The organism is Sulfobacillus sp. hq2 (assembly GCF_002903155.1).
Taxonomy (GTDB): domain Bacteria; phylum Bacillota; class Sulfobacillia; order Sulfobacillales; family Sulfobacillaceae; genus Sulfobacillus; species Sulfobacillus thermotolerans.
The window spans coordinates 236,633-258,513 of the sequence record NZ_NWUL01000047.1; the positions used below are offsets into that span (position 1 = coordinate 236,633).

Consider the following 21,881-nt stretch of genomic DNA (forward strand, 5'->3'; position numbering starts at 1 on the left):
TGGCCTTTTCCCTGTCCCCAATCACGGTGTCTTATTCTTCACGCTGCGGTTACTACGCCACTGTTCTTGCATCGCCCGGACAAGTTCTTCATTTTGCTCTTGAAGATGGTACAAATCTTCCGCCATGTTCAAAAGCGCCAAGACAGCAATGCGGGAAATCCCAAGATGCGGATTTTTGGCGGCCAGAACCCGCAGGCGGCCATCCACATGGTGCGCGAGTGCCTGAATCACATCTTTGGGCAGGTCTCCTTTGAGAGAATACTCCTCGCCATAAATGGTCACGGTCGTCCGAATGGGTTCTGTCACACGCCTGCCTCCCTTGATTATTCTGTCTTTCTCCTCCTCTCGACAATACCGCTTTTTTCCTGTGCTGTCACGCCATAATCAGGCATTATTGGCGTATTTTTACACCGTAAGGGTCCAGCGACGACAGAATTTGCTGAATCGCGCGATCGACGTCCTCTTCCGTCAAGGTGACCTCGTCGGGTTGGAAGACAAAGCGCAAGGTCCATGATTCACCAAATGCACCCACATAATGGTCGATAGGCGTCATGCGGCGCAAAGCCGGTAGGGCCAGAGCGTTGACCACATCCACGATTTGCTGGTAGGCGATATTGGCTGGAACCACCAAGGACAAATCTCGCACGGCTTCGGGCAGACGTAAGGGCCTATGCATTTGGGAAGACACGGCGGCCGAAGACGGCAGAAGGTCGAGCCGCATGACCCAAACCGCTAGACGTTTGGCATGATAGCGCTGGGCTATGCGCGGTCGCACTTCGCCTAGATACCCGCACACCGTGCCGTTGCGATTCGTTAGTGCTAACGTCCGTCCGGGATGCAAATACGCTGGCGGCTCCTCGACCTGGCGCCATGTCAAGCCCATATCAGCGCGCACATTGACCCATTCCATCACGCCTTTCAAATCCAACACATGAGGGGCTTCAGGATGGGGATAAGCAGGTTGTCCCTCCAGGGTTTGGACAACGGCCAGCTCCGCTATCTCTTGACACCCGTCCGCATGCGATTGATAGACGGGCGCAATTTCGAACAGGCGTAGGGCTAGTCCCCGCCGGGCGCGGTTCGCCTCAACCGTTTCGAGCAGGCCCGGAAGCAATGACGTGCGCAAAATCCGCTCTTCGTCGCGCAAGGGATTACGCACGACAACCGCATCTGAGACCGTCATTTCTGCCCGGGCTAACCGCTCCGGTGACGTAAACGAACGCGTCACAACTTCCCAATATCCCGCCTCAGCCAGCAAATTCTTTAAAAATTCCAGGTACGCTTCGTGGCTGTTTTTTTGACCGGGTACGGCAGGCGCCAGAAACACCGAGGGCTTAATGGTTTCTAAGCCATACAGCCTTGCCACTTCTTCGGCTAAATCGTGACTGCCACTAACGTCGTGACGCGCATGAGGAATCACGACGTCGCCTGCAGCTGTCACGCCAAACCCCAGCCGTTCTAACCCTTGACGCAATTTGTCATCGGCCCAGTCGACCCCCAATAAACGCCGAATCTTGTCCGGTTCAAAGACAATTTGGCGAGCCGGGGCAATACGCCCCACCACTTGGCTCGGCCCAGTAGCCACAAAGAGTCCGGCCTCTTGTAACAATGCACGGTAGCGGTCTGGGGCGGTGTACACCGCCAAGGGGTCCGTGCCTTTGCCAAAATGCAGTGCCGCATCGGAAAAAATTTGATGCCGACGCATGGTTTGGAAAATGCGCGAGGAATCAAAATGCGCCGCCTCCAACAACACATGGCGCGTCTTTGAAGAAATCGCCGACCGGGTGCCGCCCATGACGCCTGCTAGGGCCAGTGCACCCACATCGTCCGCAATCACTAAGTCCTCAGGCCCTAATGTGCGCTCTTCCCCATCCAAAGTCTCAAGCCGCTCACCCGGATGCGCCAGACGCACGGTAATAGAGCCCTGGACGGTATCGCGGTCAAAGGCATGGAGCGGTTGGCCTATATCCCACAGCAAAAAGTTCGTGATATCTACGGCCGGAAAAATCACACGCTGGCCAATGGCGCGCAACAAGACTTGCATCCACAAAGGTGTTGGCGCGTCCGGTTGAATCTGAAATGCTACAAGCCCATAGAGCGGACAGTCATGAAGATCTAAAACGCGCGCCAACGCATCTTCCCCGTATTCAAAACCGCGACTGTGTTCGGTCAACGGCAAAGACAATGCGGCCGCCAATTCGCGAGCAATGGCCTGCATGCTTTGACCAAAGACGGCTAAATTGGGTGTGAGCTCCAACTCAAAGACGGTGTCTTGACCGCCAATGACGTCAATAAAGTGCGTCCCAAGCGGTTCGGGCCCTGACCAAATCCATAAATCTTGAGGCCCTTGGTCAAATCCCAATTCTTCCGCTGACAGCAACATGCCTGGTGAAAGGATGCCGCGCATGCGAACCGCTTCCAATACACGGCCGTCAACCAGTTCGGTCCCCACAGGCGCATACCAGACGCGGTCTCCAACAAATCCATTGGAAGCCCCCGTGACAATGTCAATCGTGCTGCCGTCACCGCGCCTGACGCTGACCACCGACAAATGGTCGGCATCAGGATGCTTCACCCGCTGAACGACTTCCACCAGTTCCACGGGTTCGTACCACCGTCCCCAAGCCTCCATCTGCGCCACTTCCCACCCCATTTGCGTCAGGGTGTCGGCTACCTTCGCCGGCGCTGGCAAATCCGGAACATAGCGAGTTAACCACCGGTAACTAACTTTCATAACCCAGGCCTCCCTATGTACGTCTGAAATTGAGAGAGAAACTGCATGTCGTTTTGATAGAGCAACCGCAAATCATCAATACCAAAAAGACGCATGGCTAACCGTTCAATTCCTAATCCAAAGGCAAATCCCGTCACCACGTCGGGGTCATACCCCCCGTTGCGCAACACAGTGGGATGAACCATGCCCGACCCCAAAATTTCCACCCAGCCGGTGCCCTTGCACACGCGACAGCCTGTCCCCCCACAAGCCGCGCACGTGACGTCCATTTCCACCGACGGTTCGGTAAAAGGAAAATATGACGGGCGGAATCGGGTTTTGATCTCACTCCCTAACAGTTCTAGCGCCATCGCCGTCAACGTGCCTTTGAGATCTGCCAAAGTAATGCCGTGATCAATCACTAATCCCTCAACTTGGAAAAACATCGGAACATGGGTCGCGTCATCATCGCGGCGAAAAACGCGGCCGGGCGCAATAATTTTCACGGGCAACGAGCCCTGATATTTTTGCATGGCCCGAATTTGCACCGGCGAGGTATGTGTGCGCAAGACCCTGTCCGGACAGTTGGTAAAAAAGGAATCCTGCATGTCCCGTGCTGGATGATTCGCGGGAATATTCAACGCTTCAAAGTTATACCATTCTTGTTCAATTTCTGGCCCATATTCCAACGAAAAGCCCATCCGCAAAAATACATCTTCAATGAATCGGCGCACGCGCGTGGTCGGATGTAGCAACCCCGTGTGGGGAAGGGTCCCAGGAAGGGTCATATCTAACCGTTCTTGTTGCAACTGGCGGGTCTCTTCCGCCAATTCCAGAGCGGCTTGCCGCCCCCCTATCGTTTCTAGCGCCTTTTCCCGCAAAGCGTTCAATAGCTGGCCCTGATGGCGCTTTTCTTCAAGAGGCAAAGCCGCGAGTTCTTTCATTGCTTGGGCAATCAGTCCACGCCGACCCAGCCACCGGTTGCGCACTTCTTGCACCTGGTCAACATCCTGAGCCTGCGCGGTCTGTTCCTGTATGTCCTCTAACCATGTCTCATAGCGATTGTCCGATGGCACGACCGAATCACCCTTTCCAAAAAAAATCACGTTCCCCCCAAGGGCGAACGTGTTCGCGGTACCACCTTAATTCGACACAGGATGTGTCCTTTGGCTGTTGATAACGGCACCGGCCGGCAAACCCTACTGTAAAGTTCAAGTTTGCACTCCCCAGCGAATATCGACCGCCTGCAGATCCGTTCCCACCAATACCCGGATTCTCTGCGCTGCAGGGATGGCTGACATGTTCTGGATCATCGCTTACTGTCTTTTATTTTCCGGTTATTGTATCATAACCGGCGGAACTGGCAAAAGCCCCGCGTGGCGACGCGCCGCAGCCGCTTGAAAGACCAAAACAGAGCCCGCAACAGCCACATTCAAAGATTCTGCGGAATCCACCATAGGAATCGTGACCGCATGGGATTGTTGTACCACCGCGTCTGGCAATCCCGCTCCTTCGTTGCCGAGCACAAGGGCCACAGAACGCGTCCAGTCCATGCGGGTGTAGTCTTCTCCTCCTTCCGCTACGGCCGTGATGACCTGCACGCCGCGCGTCGCGAGGTCCTCTAGCCACGAGTCCTCTAGCGCCACCACCGGCAATTTAAACACACTACCGGCAGACGCCCGCAAAGCTTTGGGGTTAAAAGGGTCAACCGTACCTTTAGTCAAACCCATCATGTGAGCTCCCGCTGCGTGAAAACTGCGAATGAGGGTGCCCAAATTGCCAGGATCTTGGATCTCATGGGCGATGCCTAAAAGCCACGGCGTACCCTGTGGCAAAGGAAAGAGAGCAGGCCACTTGGGCATGCCTACCACCGCCAAAATGCCTTGATGCGTCTCGACGGCAGACAACTCACTGAGCACACGATCTGTCACATACACTAACCGCGTGCGTCCCGCTTGCAAGCGTGCCAGCAAGCTGCGTCCTGGCCCTTGTTGGGCAATGCGTTGAGAATAAAGAACAAGGTGGATGAGGGCCCCCGCATCCACCGCGTCTAATACCATGTGAAATCCTTCCAGTACCGCCTGTTTCTGCTTTTCGCGAAACGTCCGACTGGTAAGAAGATGACGCACTGTCCGAACAGATTTGTTGTCCAGTGAATCCAATGGCTGTATCACGGCCATAATTACAGTTGTTCTTTGGCTTTGGCTACGAGGACCTTAAAGCTGTCCATATCGCGTACGGCCAAGTCCGCCAAAATTTTACGGTCCAGTCCAATGCCTGCCCGGTGCAACCCGTTCATCAGTTTGCTATACGACAACCCATTCAAGCGAGCAGCCGCATTAATACGGGTGATCCATAGACGCCGGAAATCACCTTTACGCTTCTTGCGGTGCTGATAGGCATACCACAATGAATGCATAACCGCTTCGTTTGCCGGTTTAAAATGACGGGAACGTGCACCCCGGTAACCCCGTGCCATCTTTAAAATCTTTTTGTGACGGCGATGTCTCACCATCCCATGTTTTACCCGAGCCATCTTCCAAACCCCTCCACAACAATTAGTTTACCCCAAGGCCACTTACTTGCCGTTGGGCAACAAACGCTTTGCACGGTGGTAATCCGCATGAGACAACAGAACCCCTTGGCGCAACCGGCGTTTTTGCGACGGTGACTTGTGCTCGAGCAAGTGACTCTTGCCGGCACGGTTCCGCGCGACTTTCCCTTTCCCGGTAATCATGAGGCGCTTGGCGGCTCCACGATGTGTCTTCATCTTTGGCATGCGTTACACTCCCTTTTTCGGCGCTAAAATCATTATCATGCTACGTCCCTCTACACGAGGCGGACGCTCCACTATCCCCACATCGTTAACCAGTTCGGCCAACTTGCTCAAAGTCTCCTGACCCAATCCCGCATGCACAATTTCTCGTCCCCGAAACATCATCGTACATTTGACCTTGTCGCCTTCCGTCAAAAAGCGATGAGCACTTTTGACTTTGACGTCAAAATCATGGTCTTCAATGTTCGGACGAATTTTGAGTTCCTTGACACTCACAACCTTCTGCTTTTTGCGGGACTCCCTTTCGCGTTTCGCCTGCTCATATTTATACTTCCCATAATCCATAAGCCGACACACCGGGGGACGGGCGGTAGGGGATACCTCCACGAGATCAAGATGGCGCTCCTCAGCTAACGCTAATGCCTCACGCAATGACACGACTCCCAACTGTTCGGAGTCGTCTCCTACCAGACGCACGTCGCGTGCTCGGATCTCATTGTTAATCCTGAGATCTTTGATAGTTTTTTTCCCTCCTTCGAATGCTTTCTTGGTGGTCCAAACAAAAAAGGGCGGATCACTCCGCCCAAATACAGAAACCACGTTCCATCAACCCTTTTGGTCCAAACCGGAGGGTGAGAAGCTGATGCTTCTGCTTTGTTCGGCATATGCAGTAATATTGTAAGCGAAAAGCCTTACCCCCGTCAATCACAAAGATGCTACTCACCCAATGCTCTGGGATCTCTTGGCGTGTTGGCATGGCATGAATCTCAGCCATTTTGTGCACTAGCAATTGGGAGGACGCATCTTTAACCCAACGCCGGTCCCAAGTCGGTTCCGGATCGCCATCCTTGGATTTCGACCGTGTAGTGCGACACCAGAGGTACAGTGCTGTCGCGGGTAATGAGTTATATCGCCTGCGGATTTTCTTGAACACCGGATGTCCGCCCAGTTTTTGAAAGAACGACTGCTCAAGTTCTTTCCGCACTTGAGGCTTTCTCGCAAATAAACGGTCATACCAGCGTCGCGTTGCCCGCTCACTCTATCTTAAACAGCACAAGGAGGCTCATCTCCTATTGAGACGAGCCTCCTTGGTGAACATGCTGAGCACAAAGGGATCGTCGTCCCCCTTTGTAGGCCTAGTCTAAGGGCATTTGCGCTTGTTCAACCAACTCTTCTAGATATTCGGGCCAGGCCTTAGCACCAATATCCCCTTCTTCGCGTGTACGCACCGACACCGTGTGATTTTCCAAGTCACGGCCGCCGACAATCAACATGCGCGGCACCTTATTCACCTGGGCTTCGCGAATCTTGTAGCCCATTTTCTGATTACGGGTATCGACTTCAACGCGCAACCCCCGCCGCCTGAGTTTCGTGGCGATGTCTTGAGCATAGGCGCTTTGCTGGTCGGTAATAGGGATGACCATGACCTGCACAGGCGCCAACCACAGCGGGAAAGCTCCCGCATAATGTTCCACCAAAATCCCCAAGAATCGCTCGACCGATCCCATAATCGCGCGGTGAATCATAACCGGACGCTTATTAGTTCCATCTTGGTCGGCATAGGTTAGATCAAATTTCTCAGGCAATTGGAAGTCCAACTGGATGGTCGCCAACTGCCAATGTCGACCTAGCGAGTCAATCGCTGAGATATCGAGCTTCGGCCCATAAAACGCGCCGTCGCCCGGGTTGATTTGGTATTTAATGGCGCGTTCGCGCAAAACCGCTTCGAGATCGTGCTCCGCCTTGTTCCACAATTCCAAAGACCCCATATAGTCATCAGGGCGCGTCGAGAAAACCACTTCGTAAGGCAAGCCAAATGCCCGAAACACCACATCGACTAAATCTAATACCCCTAAGATCTCTTGGGTGATTTGGTCTTCTCGCACAAACAGATGCGCATCATCTTGGTGAAAGCCCCTCACACGCATTAATCCGTGCAACGTACCGGAACGTTCAAACCGTGACAAGGGTCCATATTCGGCATAACGAATCGGAAGATCTCGGTACGAGCGGACTTGATTTTTAAAAAGTAAAGCGTGTCCCGGGCAGTTCATCGGCTTGGCGCCCAGCACTTCTTCTTCGCGTTCCATGAGAAACATATTGTCGCGGTAATGATCCCAATGGCCTGAACGCTGCCACAACCCGACGCGGTAAATCCAAGGAGTCGAGACTTCCTCATAGCCCCGTTCCGTCTGCAAGCGGCGCGAGAATTCCTCCAGTGTCCGGTATAGTTGATATCCTTTGGGATGCCAGAAGGCAAAGCCTGGTGCCTCTTCCCGAAAACTAAACAAATCCAATTGCGGTCCTAGCCGCCTGTGATCTCGCAACTTCACCTCTTCCAACCGTTGAAGATGTTGTGTCAACTCTTCTTCGGAAGGAAAAGACGTACCATAAATGCGGGTCATCATGGGATTTTTTTCATCACCACGCCAATAGGCCCCCGAGACATTGGTCAACTTGATCGCTTGAATCACTCCGGTGCGGGGCACGTGAGGACCTGAGCACAAGTCCACAAACTCGCCTTGTTGATAGGCGGAAATGGTCATGCCCTCAGGAATTCGACGCACAATTTCCAACTTAAAATCTTCATGACGATCAGCAAAAAGTGCAAGTGCCTCATCACGAGTCAATTCCAAACGTTCGATCGCGAGATTTTCCTGAACAATTTGCCGCATCATCTCTTCAATCGCGCTCAAGTCTGTCTCTGTCAACGGTTTAGGGAGCCAAATGTCATAATAGAACCCGTCCTCCAACGCAGGACCGGTACCCAGTTTAGCCTCCGGCCATAAGCGTTTGACAGCCTGCGCCATTAAATGCGCGCTGGAATGTCGAAACACCTTTTGGCCACTACTATCAGCAAACGTCAACCATTGCAGCTGCCCGCCGTGCGTCAATGGCCGATTTAAATCCACCACGTCTCCATCAATCCATGCCGCCAGAGCGTCTTGCGGCATTTCTTCTTGAAAGTCAATAGGCCGCACCCCTGGACTCTTTACGACATAATCGCCGTGTAGCTCAATCGTCAAGTCCTCCATACCTTCGTCCTCCCCATAAAAAAATCCGCCACCCCATCTGTCTGGGGGACGGAAAAATTCCGCGGTTCCACCGCCATTGGCATACAATCTGCCCGACTTTTGTGCGCAATATCGGTCGCCGCCGCTAACTTCGCCTGCTATAGGCTCGCTAGACGCTCCAAGGTGGTTAGAACTTCCGCGTCACTAAGACGTCTTTCAGCCAAGGACATCTCTCTCTTAAAGAATACGGAAATTCACATCTCTTCATCGCAGTACTATTTGCCCTTTACGATACCGAAAAGCGCAAAGCCGTGTCAATAGCCCTTAGGCATGGCAAGCAGCGTCCATGGGAGTAGTATGCCCTGATTTTCATGAATCAGCCCGGGCCGGCCGTTTCGCTGAAGACGCTGGATGCAACTTTGTTTCAACCGATTGAATGCGATCGTCAAAAATAGCGCGCAGCATCTCTTGCAAATTGGAAGGCAGTGTGCTGTCCAATACAACGCGCGCAGGTGCGAGCAACACCAAGGCACTCACCAAGAGCTCCTGGCGCGTTTCTTCGCTATCATCCAAATCTTCGGCTAAAGCATCGATAATCTCGCGGCCAACGTCAGTCCCTTGCGCATCCGCAATATGCATGTGTTTTCCACAACACCGAACATGCACGACGTCTGCGTGAGGCGCTTGTTGACTGACATAATCCTTAAGAAACCCAATAAATTGGCGGTATTCATGCTCCGCAAAATACTCATCCACGATATGTCCCACCACGTCGATCAAGCCCGCACGGACATCATGCAACAAAAAATCTTCGGCGCCTTCAATCACCAGCACATCGTGTGTCCAAAAATATGCGGTGAGCCGAGCAGCAATCGCATCCACACGCGCTTGCGCCGCCTCAGGGTCTTCCGTACGAAGGTTTTGGACTACCCGGCTCAAAATGATGCGGCGTTCTTCCTGTGTCAAGTAGCTGTACTGCTGCCGCAAAATCCGCGTCACCCAGGGTTCATAATGGGCACTAATGAGTTTGGCCACGGCGCGGGCCATGGTATAGGCTCCCTCCGTTCTTGTGCCGTCCATGTCGCAGACAGCCCACTCCATTCGGGATTGCCTGGTCCACTCTACAGGCGCCTCCAAATATGCATCAATCCGCGGAGTATCCTCTTGACTGCCAATACACCACTGCACCACCCTGTCGCCTCCATCTCTTTGAAATATCCCCACCTGTATTAGTTCTAAGATATTGCTAGTATATTCCAGATTATCAAAACCTATTCACGCCTAGGTTTTCTGCCAAGCTGAAGAACATCTGAATCACATTTCTATTCGTAAGACATCGATGTACCATGATGAAAACGGAAGCATTGAACGGAGATAAAGGAGGTAACCAGGAAATGTACTTTGCGCAAAATAAAAAATCCGCATACAATTTGCGGGTTTTTATGGTGGGCGGTACAGGACTCGAACCTGTGAACCTCTCGCATGTCAAGCGAGCGCTCTAACCAACTGAGCTAACCACCCATGTGTATTGGAGGCGACGCCCGGATTCGAACCGGGGCATAGAGGTTTTGCAGACCTCTGCCTTACCACTTGGCTACGTCGCCTGATAGGTCAGGCGGCAGATTGGAGCGGAAGACGGGATTTGAACCCGCGACCCTTGCCTTGGCAAGGCAATGCTCTACCACTGAGCTACTTCCGCATCACGCTCTGCTAGTATAACAACTTCTCTCGCATTGTGCAAGTCACCTAGGCCACAAAATTTTCGTTTTTAGCGAGTTTAATATTGGTAAAATCCGCGGCCACTTTTCTTACCAAGACGGCCCGCACGCACAAGACGGCGCAAAACTTGAGGCGCAGCAAACCGGTCGTCATGAAACTCATCATACAAATAATCCATCACTTCTAAATCCACATCCAACCCCGTGAAATCCGCTAGCGTCAACGGGCCCATCGGATGATTGAGGCCTAACTGCACCGCTTTATCGATATCCTCCTTGCTCGCTACGCCTTCCTCAAGAATCCTCATCGCTTCAATAAATAAAGGCATTAGTATCCGATTGACAACAAATCCCGGTGTGTCTTTTTGTACCACCACGGTTTCTTTGCCAAATCGCCGGGCAATATCTTGCGCGAGCGCCACCGTCTCATCGGAGGTATCTTCTCCGCGTACCAGTTCCACCAATTTCATCACTGGCGCCGGATTGAAAAAGTGCATCCCCAAGAAGTTTTCGGGATGGCGGGTTGAACGACTAAGTTCCGTAATAGAAAACGATGACGTATTGGTCGCCAGCAAGGCCTGTGGGCGAACTACCGCATCAAGGCTTTTAAACACCGCTTTTTTGACATCCATGACTTCAACAACCGCTTCGATGACCACATCTGCTACCGAAAAATCTTCCAGCGAGGCTTCTTTAAGGCGCTCCATGGCTGATTCCGCCGCGTCCGCCGTCATTTGGCCCCGTTCAACGGCCCGCGCCAACCGCGCAGCAATTCGGTCCTTTCCGCGTCCTACAGCCCCTGGCGCCGCATCATGCATCAACACCTCAAATCCGCTTACCGCAGCCAGTTGGCTGATTCCCGCTCCCATGGTGCCGGCTCCCACAATCCCTATCGTTTGCACCTTAGTGCCTCCTTTACCCTATTTGATGCTTTTAGTAACCCATAATGTGAAATCCACTGTCCACAAACAGGATATGTCCGGTAATGCGTTTAGCCCAATCTGACGACAGAAACACCGCGGCATTGCCGACATCGTCCGTCGATATGTTCTCGGGAATGGGGGCCCGTTCGGCCGTACTGTGTAGCGCCGATGAAATGCCTTTCACCCCAGACGCTGCCAATGTTTTCACCGGTCCAGCTGAGATCGCATTGACACGAATATGGTCTTTACCGAGGTCAAAAGCTAAGTAGCGTACCGACGCTTCTAACGACGCCTTTGCCACCCCCATCACGTTGTAATTGGGCATGACGCGCGTAGCCCCTTGATAAGTTAGCGCCACAATGCTAGCCGATCCCGCCTTTAATAGCGACGGATAAGCAGCCCGCGTGAGTTCGGTCAAGGAATAAGCACTGACCGTCTGCGCTAACGTAAAGCCCTCGCGTGTTGTATCCAGAAAACGCCCTTCTAAATCTTTACGGTCGGCATACGCGATGGAATGGATTAATGCATGAACGCCATCAGGAGCCATATGACCCAATTGGTCAGCAAACTCTGCCATCAGAGTGTCGTTCATCACATCTAGTAAGACGGTCTTGACCGGCGTATGCAACTCCTCGATCAATTTATCCAAATTTTCTTTCAGTCGATCGTTTTGATACGTCAAAATCAACTGAGCGCCTTCCCGTTCAAAAGCCCTGGCAATCCCCCATGCAATACTCCTCTTATTCGCAATGCCTGTAACAATGGCCGTCTTTCCCTCTAAAAGCCCCAAAAATATCTCTCCTCCGTGGTAATCCGTTTTTTGGAACATCATACCGCATCGAGACATGGACGGCTATACGTAGAAGTCCTCTTTTCATCACATGGTGATATGAGCACGTCATAGGATATCGCACGCGGGTTTAACGGACGTGAACGATCCGGCGGTAGAGCGACCGTTGTCTAGTCGCCACCTTGGAATCCCGCCATGATGGTCGCTTTTTGAGGATTCTAATCGCTATCTTTATCCACCACCGCCATCCATTGCTTCAGCTTGACCGCGTCAGTGACTTCCAGCATCCCATGGTGCGCATAGATCACGCCATCTTGCGCAAGTGTGTGAATGGCACGCGTCACTGTCTCCCGACGCGTGCCAATTAACCGGGCAATATCTTCATGGGTCAGATTAATCATGCGCCCCATCCGAATAAACAAGGTCCATAGGACCGAAGCGACTTGGTTCACCATTGGCAACCCTTTACGGTCGGCAATGGACTCTTGGATGAATCGCAAACGTTCGGCCAACACCCGACTAATTTCGAGGCCAAACGCCGGGATTTCTTGATGCAGCCGCAGTACCATCGTGCGCGCAATCCAGCCCATCACCGTCGGCGTTGACAGCGCCCGAGCCGACGCAGGATAGCCGCTCTGATCCCAAAGCCCCGCAATCCCCACAATATCGCCCAGCACCCACACACCAGTCGTGGTTAATTGGCCTTCGAATCCGATCCGTTCCATCGCCACACGTCCCTCGAGGACAAACCATAACCCTGACGTCGGTTCGCCCTGTTCAAAGACTCGGTCGCCCGCCTCATAATGACGCATCACGAGGATCTCGGACAATGTCGATTCCGGAATTAACTGAAGCAAGGGCACATCATAGCGCTTACCGGTCATGGCGTCCCTCCCTATGCCCGATATTATACGCGTCACGCGTAGCAATCGGTAGAGACGTTGTGCACCCTATACTTGTGCTTCACGTCTTTTGGACGCGCGCCTTATTGCCACAACCATATTAATTACCTGCGTCACAACCAGTCCCAGAGCCACAATCCCGCTTGCCGACACCATAGCGCCAAAATGACCAACCCATCCCACTACAGATAACAAGGCCCCCGTGACGCCTAAGACAGCGACTACGATGGGTTGCCGAGGCGAATACATTGCTTGAGCCAAGAAGAAAGCCTTGAACACAGGACCTGGCAGTTTATTCGATACAAGTAGAGCCACCATAAAAGGAATGATGCGAGATTGATAACTAAAGATAAGAATGAGAAACCCCCAAAACGCGGTTACCACCGCCAAAGGGCTAAGCCATATCCCTAACACGGAGGATGCAAGAAATAGCGCCCAAGCCGTTCCCACCCCTGCAAACACCCAGTCAAACATTTTCCCCTGCCGCACGGTACTAACGAGTTGCACGATAGATGCCACCACGGCGCCCACCCATATGGTGGCCCCCAGTCGCATTACAAGTGCAGAGGTCAGAAGCGAGGCCCACACCATGAGCGTCCCTATTCCCGCCAAAATAATCGGCAGAGCGGGTTTCGTGCGTTCAGCTTTAGACATTGAAAACATGGGGTTCAGTTTTAATTGCACACTTAACACTAAAAGACCCAACCAAGTCCCGAGCGCTGTCGCGATATGTACGCGCAGCACTTGATACTCAGGCCACCATCCCAAGAAAGACAACGCCATAAACAAACCCAGAATCCATGTCGCGTTAAACCCCAGAATTGCTCCTTGAATACCTCGGTAGACGCTGCCGTGTTTCTCAGATCGCCTCATTTGTCCCCATAATGCAACTGACCACAATACAATGGCAACGGCTAAGATCCCTCCACTCAGCGCCAACACTCGCCAGTTCCCATACATCAATCCCAACGCGAACCCGATAACGCCGCTCAGATATACAAGAAATTGGATGACCGTACGGCGAAAAGATAGCGGTGGGACATCAAACACCACCGGAATCCACTGGGTTAAGATGCCTTGAGCTGTCATGGACAAGAATCCCAACGTAAAAAAGTGAACAGCCATAATCACGTGCGGCTCCCCGGCGCGTCCCAAAGCGATAGGCTGCCCCAGGACGATAACCTCGATGGCCGCCAAAATGAAAAATGCATATCCCGTGCCCATATACAGCAGCGGCGCCGAAATTCGCGGGGCCTGTGCGATATTGATACTGGGTTTATAATGCACCATTTCGGACAAGTTCATCACCGTCTCCTTCTCTATTGGGCCTTCAAAATTCGAACAACGGCCGAATCGTCGGATCCTGCCAGGAAAACCCGCCTCACACTGATTATTGATACACGGTCGTCGCGGACCCTACGAGCATTAACCGCCAACGCCCCATTGTTTGTTTCACAAGACTTTTGACTTTGATGCCAGCCGTTTCCACCGGGCATGCGCTCCTTTCATGCCCACACTCTATCGCAGCACTTTAGGGAGCATTGTGACATCGATCACGAAGAACACCATTCAGAAGAGAGCGAGATTAGCCGGGATACGAAGAGGGGCGCTGGGTTAGAATGTACACCGTGTGAAATTGAATTCCATAACGAGCAATTTGAGAGGCGGGCTCCGGAAAGAATAAGTCAATATGATCCCCAATAATGGCCGAGCCCGTATCCACAGCCCGCGCGGGACCATATCCATCAATATACAAATACGTTCCTAACGGGATGACATTAGGGTCTACCGCCACATCGCCTTGGTGCAAGGGAAGTCCGTCCCAAGCCGCCACCGCGCCGGACGGGCCGTTCATGGAGTATTGGCCATTGTAAGCGGTCGTCAAAACAGAGAAGACCCGGTCGTAATGATACGTAACCCCGTTAATGACAATCGTATGGACGGGCGCCGTTCCTTGAGCGACTATTTGTTGGGTGGGCGCGGTGATAGACGTGCGAACAGGACCCACTTGAAAGACAATGCCCGGTCGACCCGGCTGCAACAGCAACGTCTGGCCTTGGGGCAGCATATTGTCTTTCACGGTTTTCACCGGATAGGCAACGGGCGTAAATTGCACCGATTCCGCTGCAAAACCTCGGCCTGACCATGGCCACGGCGGCATTTGATTGGGCGCTGACCCGCTTGCATTGGCAGATTTTAGCCCTATGCCCATCGCCATACAGGCGATCGCCACCACCACTGCCCACTTCATGACGCTGACGCCTCCGCCTCTTTTATGACGGTTAGTTTCCCCAAATCCTCGGGCATCATGTGCATAGGCATTGATGACAATAAAAAAAGCACACCCAAATGGTATGCACATCATTTACCTTATAGTGGTGCCGCAGGGCGGAATCGAACCGCCGACACGAGGATTTTCAGTCCTCTGCTCTACCGACTGAGCTACCGCGGCATTTGTGGCGGAGGCGACGGGATTCGAACCCGTGATCTCATGCGTGACAGGCATGCGTGTTAGGCCGACTACACCACGCCTCCGAGTTCCACCACAGCAACGTTGCTATTATCCACTACATTAAGGAGTTTGTCAAATACTTTTTTAGGACATGGTGGTTTTCTTCTATGGCCGCCTAAGGGCTAATTACCTCAGTTCAGTCATGGCTGCCGCATTTTCGGTGGTGGAATTTCTATGCGCGCAAGAAATTCCAGGTTTCCACTTCATCTCCCCCATTTCTCCAATCCTCATCACCCAAACGTCTCCATTATCCATTTCAAAGTGACGATAACTGGCCAACGGCAATGCCAAAGATGCGGCAATAAAAAGACGCATCACGGTATTGTGGGACGTGACCAACACATTTTGAAACGGCCAACTTTTCACGTCCTCAACAAAATGCTGCATGCGGACTACAGCCTCCTGCCCCGTTTCGCCCGTTCCTCCTGCTTTGGTCACGGCAGGATCTTGCACCCAGCGTTGCCACTGGAGCGCATCCGATGACTCGATTTCTTGTTGGGTTAATCCTTCCCAGTTACCGAAATCAATTTCTTGCAACCGGCTATCGATATGCAAGGACACGCCCGCGCGGTTGGAAATCGGAAACGCTGTCGCAATAGCGCGCTGCAAAGGTGACGCAAAGGCCACATCTAAAGGCACATCCTCAAATAGTTGCGCAAGCCGAAGAGCTTGACCCATTCCCGCTTCCGTCAACTCTAAATCTGATCGTCCACAGTAACGATTGCCGCGGTCATTCCATGTTGTTCGACCATGCCGGACAAAGTACACCGTTTTCATCGCCAATTCTTCGACCTCCAAATGTTCATCGCTTCTGTTCACCCTGATGACTTTGCCGCTTAACAGGGTTTGGGGGACTGCGAGCGTCTATACATAAGCAGTTCAGAGCACTGGTGGCCGCAAAGCATACCGTACGATTCACGCCAATCCCCCCATTAATATCTTTAGCCGTCCTGACAGGTTCTCCAGCCTTTTGTTTCGATGATAGGCCTTGTGAGTACCTATTACGTGGTTTTTTTGTGAATTAAGCGTATCAGCTCAGCCCATTGTTGACTAATACCGAAACATAAAAGAACCCATAAGTCAGAAATAATGGATAGGCTAGGTGACCGGAGGATCCCCTGAAGGCCATTGCGTTTAGCATGTGTACGTAATTAGAGCAGGCCATGAGGCTACCTAGCGTCAACATGACCCGGTGCAAGAGAATATCTTAACAAACCGTGTCGAACAGCCCCATCACCGCTCCTGGCACGCCCGCTGCATGCCTAAGGGCGCGACAGTTCAATGCCACAACTTAAGAGGAGACATCCAAGGACGGCTTGGGAGTGGAGATGTGTTTGAGCAACAACGCCTTAAAATGCACTGCAGGCGGTGGCAACATCCGGTCACGCAATTGGACCACATGCCAATAGCGTACCCGAGGGAATCCTTGGACGTTCAACACCACTAATTGCTGAGTTCGAAGTTCCAGTTCAATTGCGCGGCGCGGAACGATTGCAAGCCCAAGACCGTGGACTACAGCCCGTTTAATGGCGCTATTGCTTGCGACTTCCATGCCAATACGAGGCCTGACGCCTGACTCGTCAAAAAACTGTTCCATCGTTGCCCGGGTGCCTGAGCCTTCTTCTCGAATCAGAAACGTTTCGTCTGCAAGCGCATTTAATGGAATGTTCTCATGATGGGCCAAAGGGTGGTCCGGCCACGCAATGACCACAAGTTCATTGACCAAAAATGGGATAGCCTCCAATTCCGCTTCATGAGGAAATTTGCCGATAACCGCTAGGTCCGCTTCCCGAGACAATAACCGTTCGATGGCCGTCTTGCGATTTGTAACATCGAGGTTAATGTCCACTCGGGCAAACTTTTGACGAAAAATGCCTAAATACTCGGGGACCACATAGACCCCAGCGGTCGTGTCAGCTGCGACCCGAAGACGTCCAGCATCGCCCCCTTGCAACGCATCCATCGCTTCACGCGTTTCTTGCAACACGGCGAATACCCGTTGACTGTACTCTAACAGCTGAGTTCCCGCCTCCGTGAGATAAATTTGTCGGCCGACTTTTTCAAATAGCGGCATTCCCATCGTTTCTTCGAGGTGTTTGATATGCATGGACACCGCCGGTTGACTCAAAATCATTTCCTCCGCGGCCCGGGAAAAACTCATGCGACGCGCTACTTCTCGGAAGACCCGTAATTGATGGAGATTAATGAGAACCTCGTCTTCTTTCAAATCGCGTCCCCTCCTGAACCCTTTGCCTCTCACATTTTATCGCCTACCAATATGAGGCTTGCTCACCCTAATCAAATCACTGGGCGCCCACGAGAGCCCATTGTTTATTAAGACCACGGCGATGGATACGCCCGTCGTCATCAATCTGAAACAGATAAATCCATGCATCTTCGACAAGGTGCTGCACCTCGTCATGGTGCGCAATGACCTCATCGATGGCCTCCCGAGGGGCCTCAATGAGCACTGTGAGACGCATTGGCTCATGCATCCAGCGGGTACCGTCATGCAAAGACTGCCAGGCTAATCCGGCCCGCAAATCGCCTCCATTTCCTTCGAGCACCCCAACAGATCCCCCCGTCACGTTATGCAACACTTTATTGCCACTGCCCAAACGACGCGGATCCACCATAGACCCGTAATATTGCATATTAATCCACTGTGCTACAACCATCGGTGCCGTCATGATTTGCTGCAGGGTGCTAAATGTGGGGTCAAGGTGCCAATCATATTCATGCAAAAACGCCCGGCCCGCTAAATCTCGCTGACGCGTTCTGTGCCGTGGAGCCGCGATAAATGCGGCATTGCCGGCTAAAGCCCACTCCGGTCGCACCTCTGCCCAATCACGGGCCCGTCGCCATAAGACTGCACGAGCCTTAGCCGGGGTGTTCTCCTGATCTGTCTCACGGGACAAGCGTTCTGCCCGGGCAAGCTGTCCCGCTTGCTGTAACCACTGTTCCAATTGCTGAACATCTAAGACATGTGAAGACGGTATGACCTCTTTATTTAACAAACGTATCTCTTCGGTCACGGTGTCATGCAATCCCGCCAAAAAATAGGTGTCATCAGGAATGGCTAACCCTCGCTGTGCCAAGCCGTGGCGTGTACCCGGGTCATTTAACAAAGCGGCTGCCACTCGCGCATTGGCCTCTCCGGATTGCCCTCCACACGCTCCACAGTCCAACGCAGAAGCCTGAGGATTGTTCACCGTCATGCTCCCATGCCCGACTAAGAGCACTAGACGGGCGAAGTTCCCCATCAAGCCCATGTTGCGTAACACCGATTCCGCTAGGGCAGGTCGATCGGCTTCGGGAATACCGGTGATCATGTCGGAAACAAGGTCCTGAGATTTGCTCTCAGATGACAGTTGAGGCTGCATACGACGGCGGTCAGTTCGTGATAGGCCCACGTCATCTGGTTTGGGAACAGGACGGGTCCACCCCATACTGTCGCTGATTAGCTTGGGCGCCCATAAAAGCCCTACGGATTCCACAAACGCAAAGGTGGACGTTGCCGAAGTTTTAAAGATTTTCCAGACCTTATTTAACCGTAGCTGGTTATGTCGTTTGACCAAGAGGGTTTTCGTGTCTTGTCGTTCAGAATCCGGATTCAAAGATTCTGCGATACGGTAGCTAGGCGTGAACAAGACCGGAAGATGGGCCTGCCCTGCACTATCGCCAAAGCGAACATATTCCATAGGTATGCCAAAAAATCCGGCAAAACCTAAGGTCTGCACGCCCGGCTCCACCGTCTCGAAAGCGCGGCGAAACACCTCTGAACGCACATCGATACAAAACACCGCTTGCACCGGTGCCCGGTCCTGGAAGGGTTGTGATTCGACAGAACCGTTCAAAAGCCCCAACAACTGGCGCTGGTATCCTATTTCCAATGCCGTTTGCCAAATCGGATCGATTGGGATTTCCTTGGACGAATGCCCTGCGGACTCGGCGGCTTGGACCAAGAATTCACGCCACCGACTCTTCAATAGATCGCTGGACTTTAACTGATACAACAAGGCCTCCCACGACAGACGAATCGCTAGCAGATCCTGGAGGTCAGCATTGTCGTTTCCTTGCAGTTCGGCCTGGAATCGCAAATACCGTGTCCACCCTGCCCATCCCCCAATGCTCAACAAAACGGCATAAAGATAGTCGTCCAAAACTTCCCCTGGCACATCGAGTGTTTGAATCGCTTGCACGATGGCCCCTTCGGCCGTATCCGGCCACCGGTCCAACGCCTCGCCAAAACCTTTGACGCCCCATAGCCGTGGGCTTTTATCATACCGCACAAATTGGCGCCAACTGGTATACAGCGGCAAGTCTTTCCAAGGAAATGACCAAAGAGCCTGCCCTTGGTCGTAATACGCGGCGCAATAACGACTGGTGTGTTCAACAACAAAGGCTGACCAATCTTGCTGCTCGATTTGACCCAAAATATCCGTCAGCAACTTAAAGGGTATATCGCGGGAGCGGGACGGTTGGACTAACATCTGTTCAATACCCGCCGTCTCGTCCCCATAACCAAATTCTTGAATGGCTGTGGCGATATCCTCATGCGTGATACGGCCGTCTTTCATTTTCTGCCAATAATACTCTCGCGGCATGCATAGACCTTGGCCCACAACACGTTTCAACGTTTCGTGCGCATCCCAAAAGGACTGCATGAGGCCCATATAGGGATTGACGGCGACAAAACTGTCTAGCGGCCACAGTGGGGCAATCCGTTCCATGACACTTTGTGCTTGCTGGATGAGTTGTGGGCCCTTGAAATGCACCATCGTCATGACAAGACCTCCGATGGATGAGCAGCCGGTAGGACCGACGCTTGCACGATCTTACAGCCCCACAATTGGCGCACCCACCGCGTGACTATCATGTCGACATAGTCGGTATACAAATGCAAGTAAATGGCCAACCCCCAGGGATGCCGGCGGATCCGCGGCAAATTGTACTGAACGAAGAGCAAGCCGACAAAGCTCACGATAATCAATCCCCATAGCACGTATTGCAAAACTCCCCCATTGGCATGAGCTACGGGCGGCCACAAAGTCGCCAAGAACCCATTGAACACGGACCCAAGCCCTAAGAAGGCCAAAGACACACCAACGCTCAGCCCCATAATGAGCCCCACGAATTGGATTCCTTCGACAGCTCTCTCGGTCAACGCCAGCATAACCATTTGAATCAAGGCGATTAAAAGAATCGTTTCCATCACCAATAGCGGAACGTGCGCGAATAGTGGAAGTCCCATCGCAACACTGACACCCACAACCGAACCCAAGGCCACTCCCACACTCATCAGCATGCGCGAGGCTGAAAGAAACACCGGCCCGCGTTGTAATTTGGGCGCTCGAAATTGTTCCACGACACTTCCCGACGAGAGAAAGGCATGAGCCTTATACACGGCATGTGACATAATGTGTAACAACGCCAGACTATAGAGCCCTAACCCACATTCAATCAGCACAAAACTCATTTGCGCGTGCGTCGAATAGGCTAAAGACGCCTTGATATTTGACGCCGCCATCATCATCAACGACCCTGAAATCATCGACAGCAATCCAATTCCAATCAAAACGTCGCCTGTCCATGTTTCTTGCGCTACCAGCGGTTCTAGCCGTAGTAACAACAATACCCCTGTATAAATGATGCCAGCATGCAGCACCGCAGAAACCGGCGTCGGCGCTTCCATGACTTGAATCAACCACCCATGGAAAGGAAATTGTGCACTTTTGAGGACGGCACTCACAATCAGAAGTCCCCCAGCCAGTTGCAAAGCGAAAGGCAGCGGACCCGAAAAATTCATCAACGTGCTCCCAATCACAGCAAACTGGGCTGTATGCAGAGTACGTGCGATGAGGATAAAGGCGACCAATAGACTACCGTCTGCAAGGCGGTCGACAAAATATTTCTTACGCGCCGTCAACACCGCCGCGGGACGCCCGCGGTAAAACGCTAACAATGGATGCAAACTCAAACTGGCCGCAATCCAAAAAATGAAAAACGTCCACAAATTGGAAGCCGCAATCATCCATAGAAATGATCCTAATGTCAGGCTTAGCCATTGGTGAAACCGTCCCTCGTGCACATCGCCACGCATATAGGTATAGGCATAACGTGTGACGACTAATCCTACGAAGCTCACCAACAACGACATCAAAATGGTTAAGACATTGACGTCAACCCACGCTCCCAGCCCCCGTGAAGAACCTAGCGGCGCGTGATGCGCGGTGGACCAGCCCACAAAGTATAGAACGGCGTCCAACCCTGCCAATAGTAAGGTGACCACTGACGCCCCCAAGACCATCTTTTTAATGACCCCAGGATTGCGGTAAGCGCCCATAGCGATTAACCCTGCGAATACGAAAGGCCATGGCAGTATCTCCAAGATGTCTGATATGACTTTCGACAATTCCATCATAGCCCTTAACTCCTCTCGTCGCTCACCACAATGCATCAGTTTACGGAAGTTCACTTCACGACGTTTTATATACGATATAAAATTCGTGAATTCAAAGTCGTTTACTATT

At 52.5% G+C, this 21,881-nt stretch carries 19 protein-coding genes and 5 tRNA genes; all 24 read right to left on the reverse strand.

Going from position 1 to position 21,881, the window contains the following annotated elements; all coding sequences use genetic code 11:
• Positions 1-21: 21 nt before the first annotated feature.
• On the reverse strand, positions 22-306 hold the full coding sequence (locus tag CO251_RS14615; protein WP_103376546.1) for a cell division protein ZapA: 285 nt from the start codon (positions 304-306) through the stop codon (positions 22-24).
• A gap of 85 nt (positions 307-391) precedes the next feature.
• On the reverse strand, positions 392-2,734 hold the full coding sequence (gene pheT / locus CO251_RS14620; protein WP_103376547.1) for a phenylalanine--tRNA ligase subunit beta: 2,343 nt from the start codon (positions 2,732-2,734) through the stop codon (positions 392-394).
• Positions 2,731-3,789, reverse strand: coding sequence for a phenylalanine--tRNA ligase subunit alpha (pheS, locus tag CO251_RS14625; protein WP_103376785.1), 1,059 nt, complete (start codon positions 3,787-3,789; stop codon positions 2,731-2,733). Before pheS ends, pheT begins: the two co-directional genes overlap by 4 nt.
• Positions 3,790-4,050: 261 nt before the next feature.
• A complete protein-coding gene (locus tag CO251_RS14630; protein WP_103376548.1) occupies positions 4,051-4,893 on the reverse strand; it encodes an RNA methyltransferase in 843 nt (280 codons plus the stop codon).
• Positions 4,894-4,895: 2 nt separating this feature from the next.
• A complete protein-coding gene (gene rplT, locus CO251_RS14635) occupies positions 4,896-5,249 on the reverse strand; it encodes a 50S ribosomal protein L20 (protein WP_103376549.1) in 354 nt (117 codons plus the stop codon).
• 42 nt (positions 5,250-5,291) lie between these two features.
• A complete protein-coding gene (gene rpmI / locus CO251_RS14640; RefSeq protein ID WP_103376550.1) occupies positions 5,292-5,492 on the reverse strand; it encodes a 50S ribosomal protein L35 in 201 nt (66 codons plus the stop codon).
• Between the two features lie 3 nt (positions 5,493-5,495).
• A complete protein-coding gene (infC, locus tag CO251_RS14645; RefSeq protein WP_103376786.1) occupies positions 5,496-6,008 on the reverse strand; it encodes a translation initiation factor IF-3 in 513 nt (170 codons plus the stop codon).
• Positions 6,009-6,063: 55 nt separating this feature from the next.
• Entirely contained in the window at positions 6,064-6,474 is a 411-nt protein-coding gene (locus CO251_RS14650) for a hypothetical protein (protein WP_103376551.1), read from the reverse strand.
• A gap of 151 nt (positions 6,475-6,625) precedes the next feature.
• Positions 6,626-8,524 carry a threonine--tRNA ligase gene (thrS, locus tag CO251_RS14655; protein WP_103376552.1) on the reverse strand — a complete coding sequence of 633 codons (1,899 nt, stop codon included), beginning with the start codon at positions 8,522-8,524 and terminating at the stop codon, positions 6,626-6,628.
• A 348-nt stretch (positions 8,525-8,872) separates the two neighbouring features.
• Entirely contained in the window at positions 8,873-9,694 is an 822-nt protein-coding gene (ytxC, locus tag CO251_RS14660; protein ID WP_103376553.1) for a sporulation protein YtxC, read from the reverse strand.
• A 252-nt stretch (positions 9,695-9,946) separates the two neighbouring features.
• A tRNA-Val gene (locus tag CO251_RS14665) sits at positions 9,947-10,024 on the reverse strand.
• Positions 10,025-10,032: 8 nt separating this feature from the next.
• Positions 10,033-10,107, reverse strand: a tRNA-Cys gene (locus CO251_RS14670).
• 20 nt (positions 10,108-10,127) lie between these two features.
• Positions 10,128-10,202, reverse strand: a tRNA-Gly gene (locus CO251_RS14675).
• Positions 10,203-10,280: 78 nt separating this feature from the next.
• Positions 10,281-11,090: a 3-hydroxyacyl-CoA dehydrogenase family protein gene (locus CO251_RS14680; RefSeq protein ID WP_103376787.1), complete on the reverse strand. Its 810-nt coding sequence runs from the start codon at positions 11,088-11,090 to the stop codon at positions 10,281-10,283.
• Positions 11,091-11,154: 64 nt separating this feature from the next.
• Entirely contained in the window at positions 11,155-11,934 is a 780-nt protein-coding gene (locus CO251_RS14685; RefSeq protein WP_103376554.1) for an enoyl-ACP reductase, read from the reverse strand.
• A 218-nt stretch (positions 11,935-12,152) separates the two neighbouring features.
• Positions 12,153-12,818: a Crp/Fnr family transcriptional regulator gene (locus CO251_RS14690; RefSeq protein ID WP_103376555.1), complete on the reverse strand. Its 666-nt coding sequence runs from the start codon at positions 12,816-12,818 to the stop codon at positions 12,153-12,155.
• A gap of 66 nt (positions 12,819-12,884) precedes the next feature.
• Positions 12,885-14,141, reverse strand: coding sequence for a hypothetical protein (locus CO251_RS14695; RefSeq protein WP_103376556.1), 1,257 nt, complete (start codon positions 14,139-14,141; stop codon positions 12,885-12,887).
• 280 nt (positions 14,142-14,421) lie between these two features.
• A complete protein-coding gene (locus CO251_RS17955) occupies positions 14,422-15,087 on the reverse strand; it encodes a 3D domain-containing protein (protein ID WP_103376788.1) in 666 nt (221 codons plus the stop codon).
• Positions 15,088-15,212: 125 nt separating this feature from the next.
• Positions 15,213-15,288: transfer RNA gene (locus tag CO251_RS14705), tRNA-Phe, on the reverse strand.
• A gap of 5 nt (positions 15,289-15,293) precedes the next feature.
• Positions 15,294-15,371: transfer RNA gene (locus CO251_RS14710), tRNA-Asp, on the reverse strand.
• A gap of 103 nt (positions 15,372-15,474) precedes the next feature.
• Entirely contained in the window at positions 15,475-16,125 is a 651-nt protein-coding gene (locus CO251_RS14715; RefSeq protein ID WP_242968649.1) for a histidine phosphatase family protein, read from the reverse strand.
• A 514-nt stretch (positions 16,126-16,639) separates the two neighbouring features.
• On the reverse strand, positions 16,640-17,575 hold the full coding sequence (locus tag CO251_RS14720) for a LysR family transcriptional regulator (RefSeq protein WP_103376557.1): 936 nt from the start codon (positions 17,573-17,575) through the stop codon (positions 16,640-16,642).
• Between the two features lie 76 nt (positions 17,576-17,651).
• Positions 17,652-20,135 carry a YbcC family protein gene (locus CO251_RS14725; RefSeq protein ID WP_103376558.1) on the reverse strand — a complete coding sequence of 828 codons (2,484 nt, stop codon included), beginning with the start codon at positions 20,133-20,135 and terminating at the stop codon, positions 17,652-17,654.
• Positions 20,132-21,772 carry a proton-conducting transporter membrane subunit gene (locus CO251_RS14730; protein WP_158246372.1) on the reverse strand — a complete coding sequence of 547 codons (1,641 nt, stop codon included), beginning with the start codon at positions 21,770-21,772 and terminating at the stop codon, positions 20,132-20,134. Before CO251_RS14730 ends, CO251_RS14725 begins: the two co-directional genes overlap by 4 nt.
• Between the last annotated feature and the right edge of the window lie 109 nt (positions 21,773-21,881).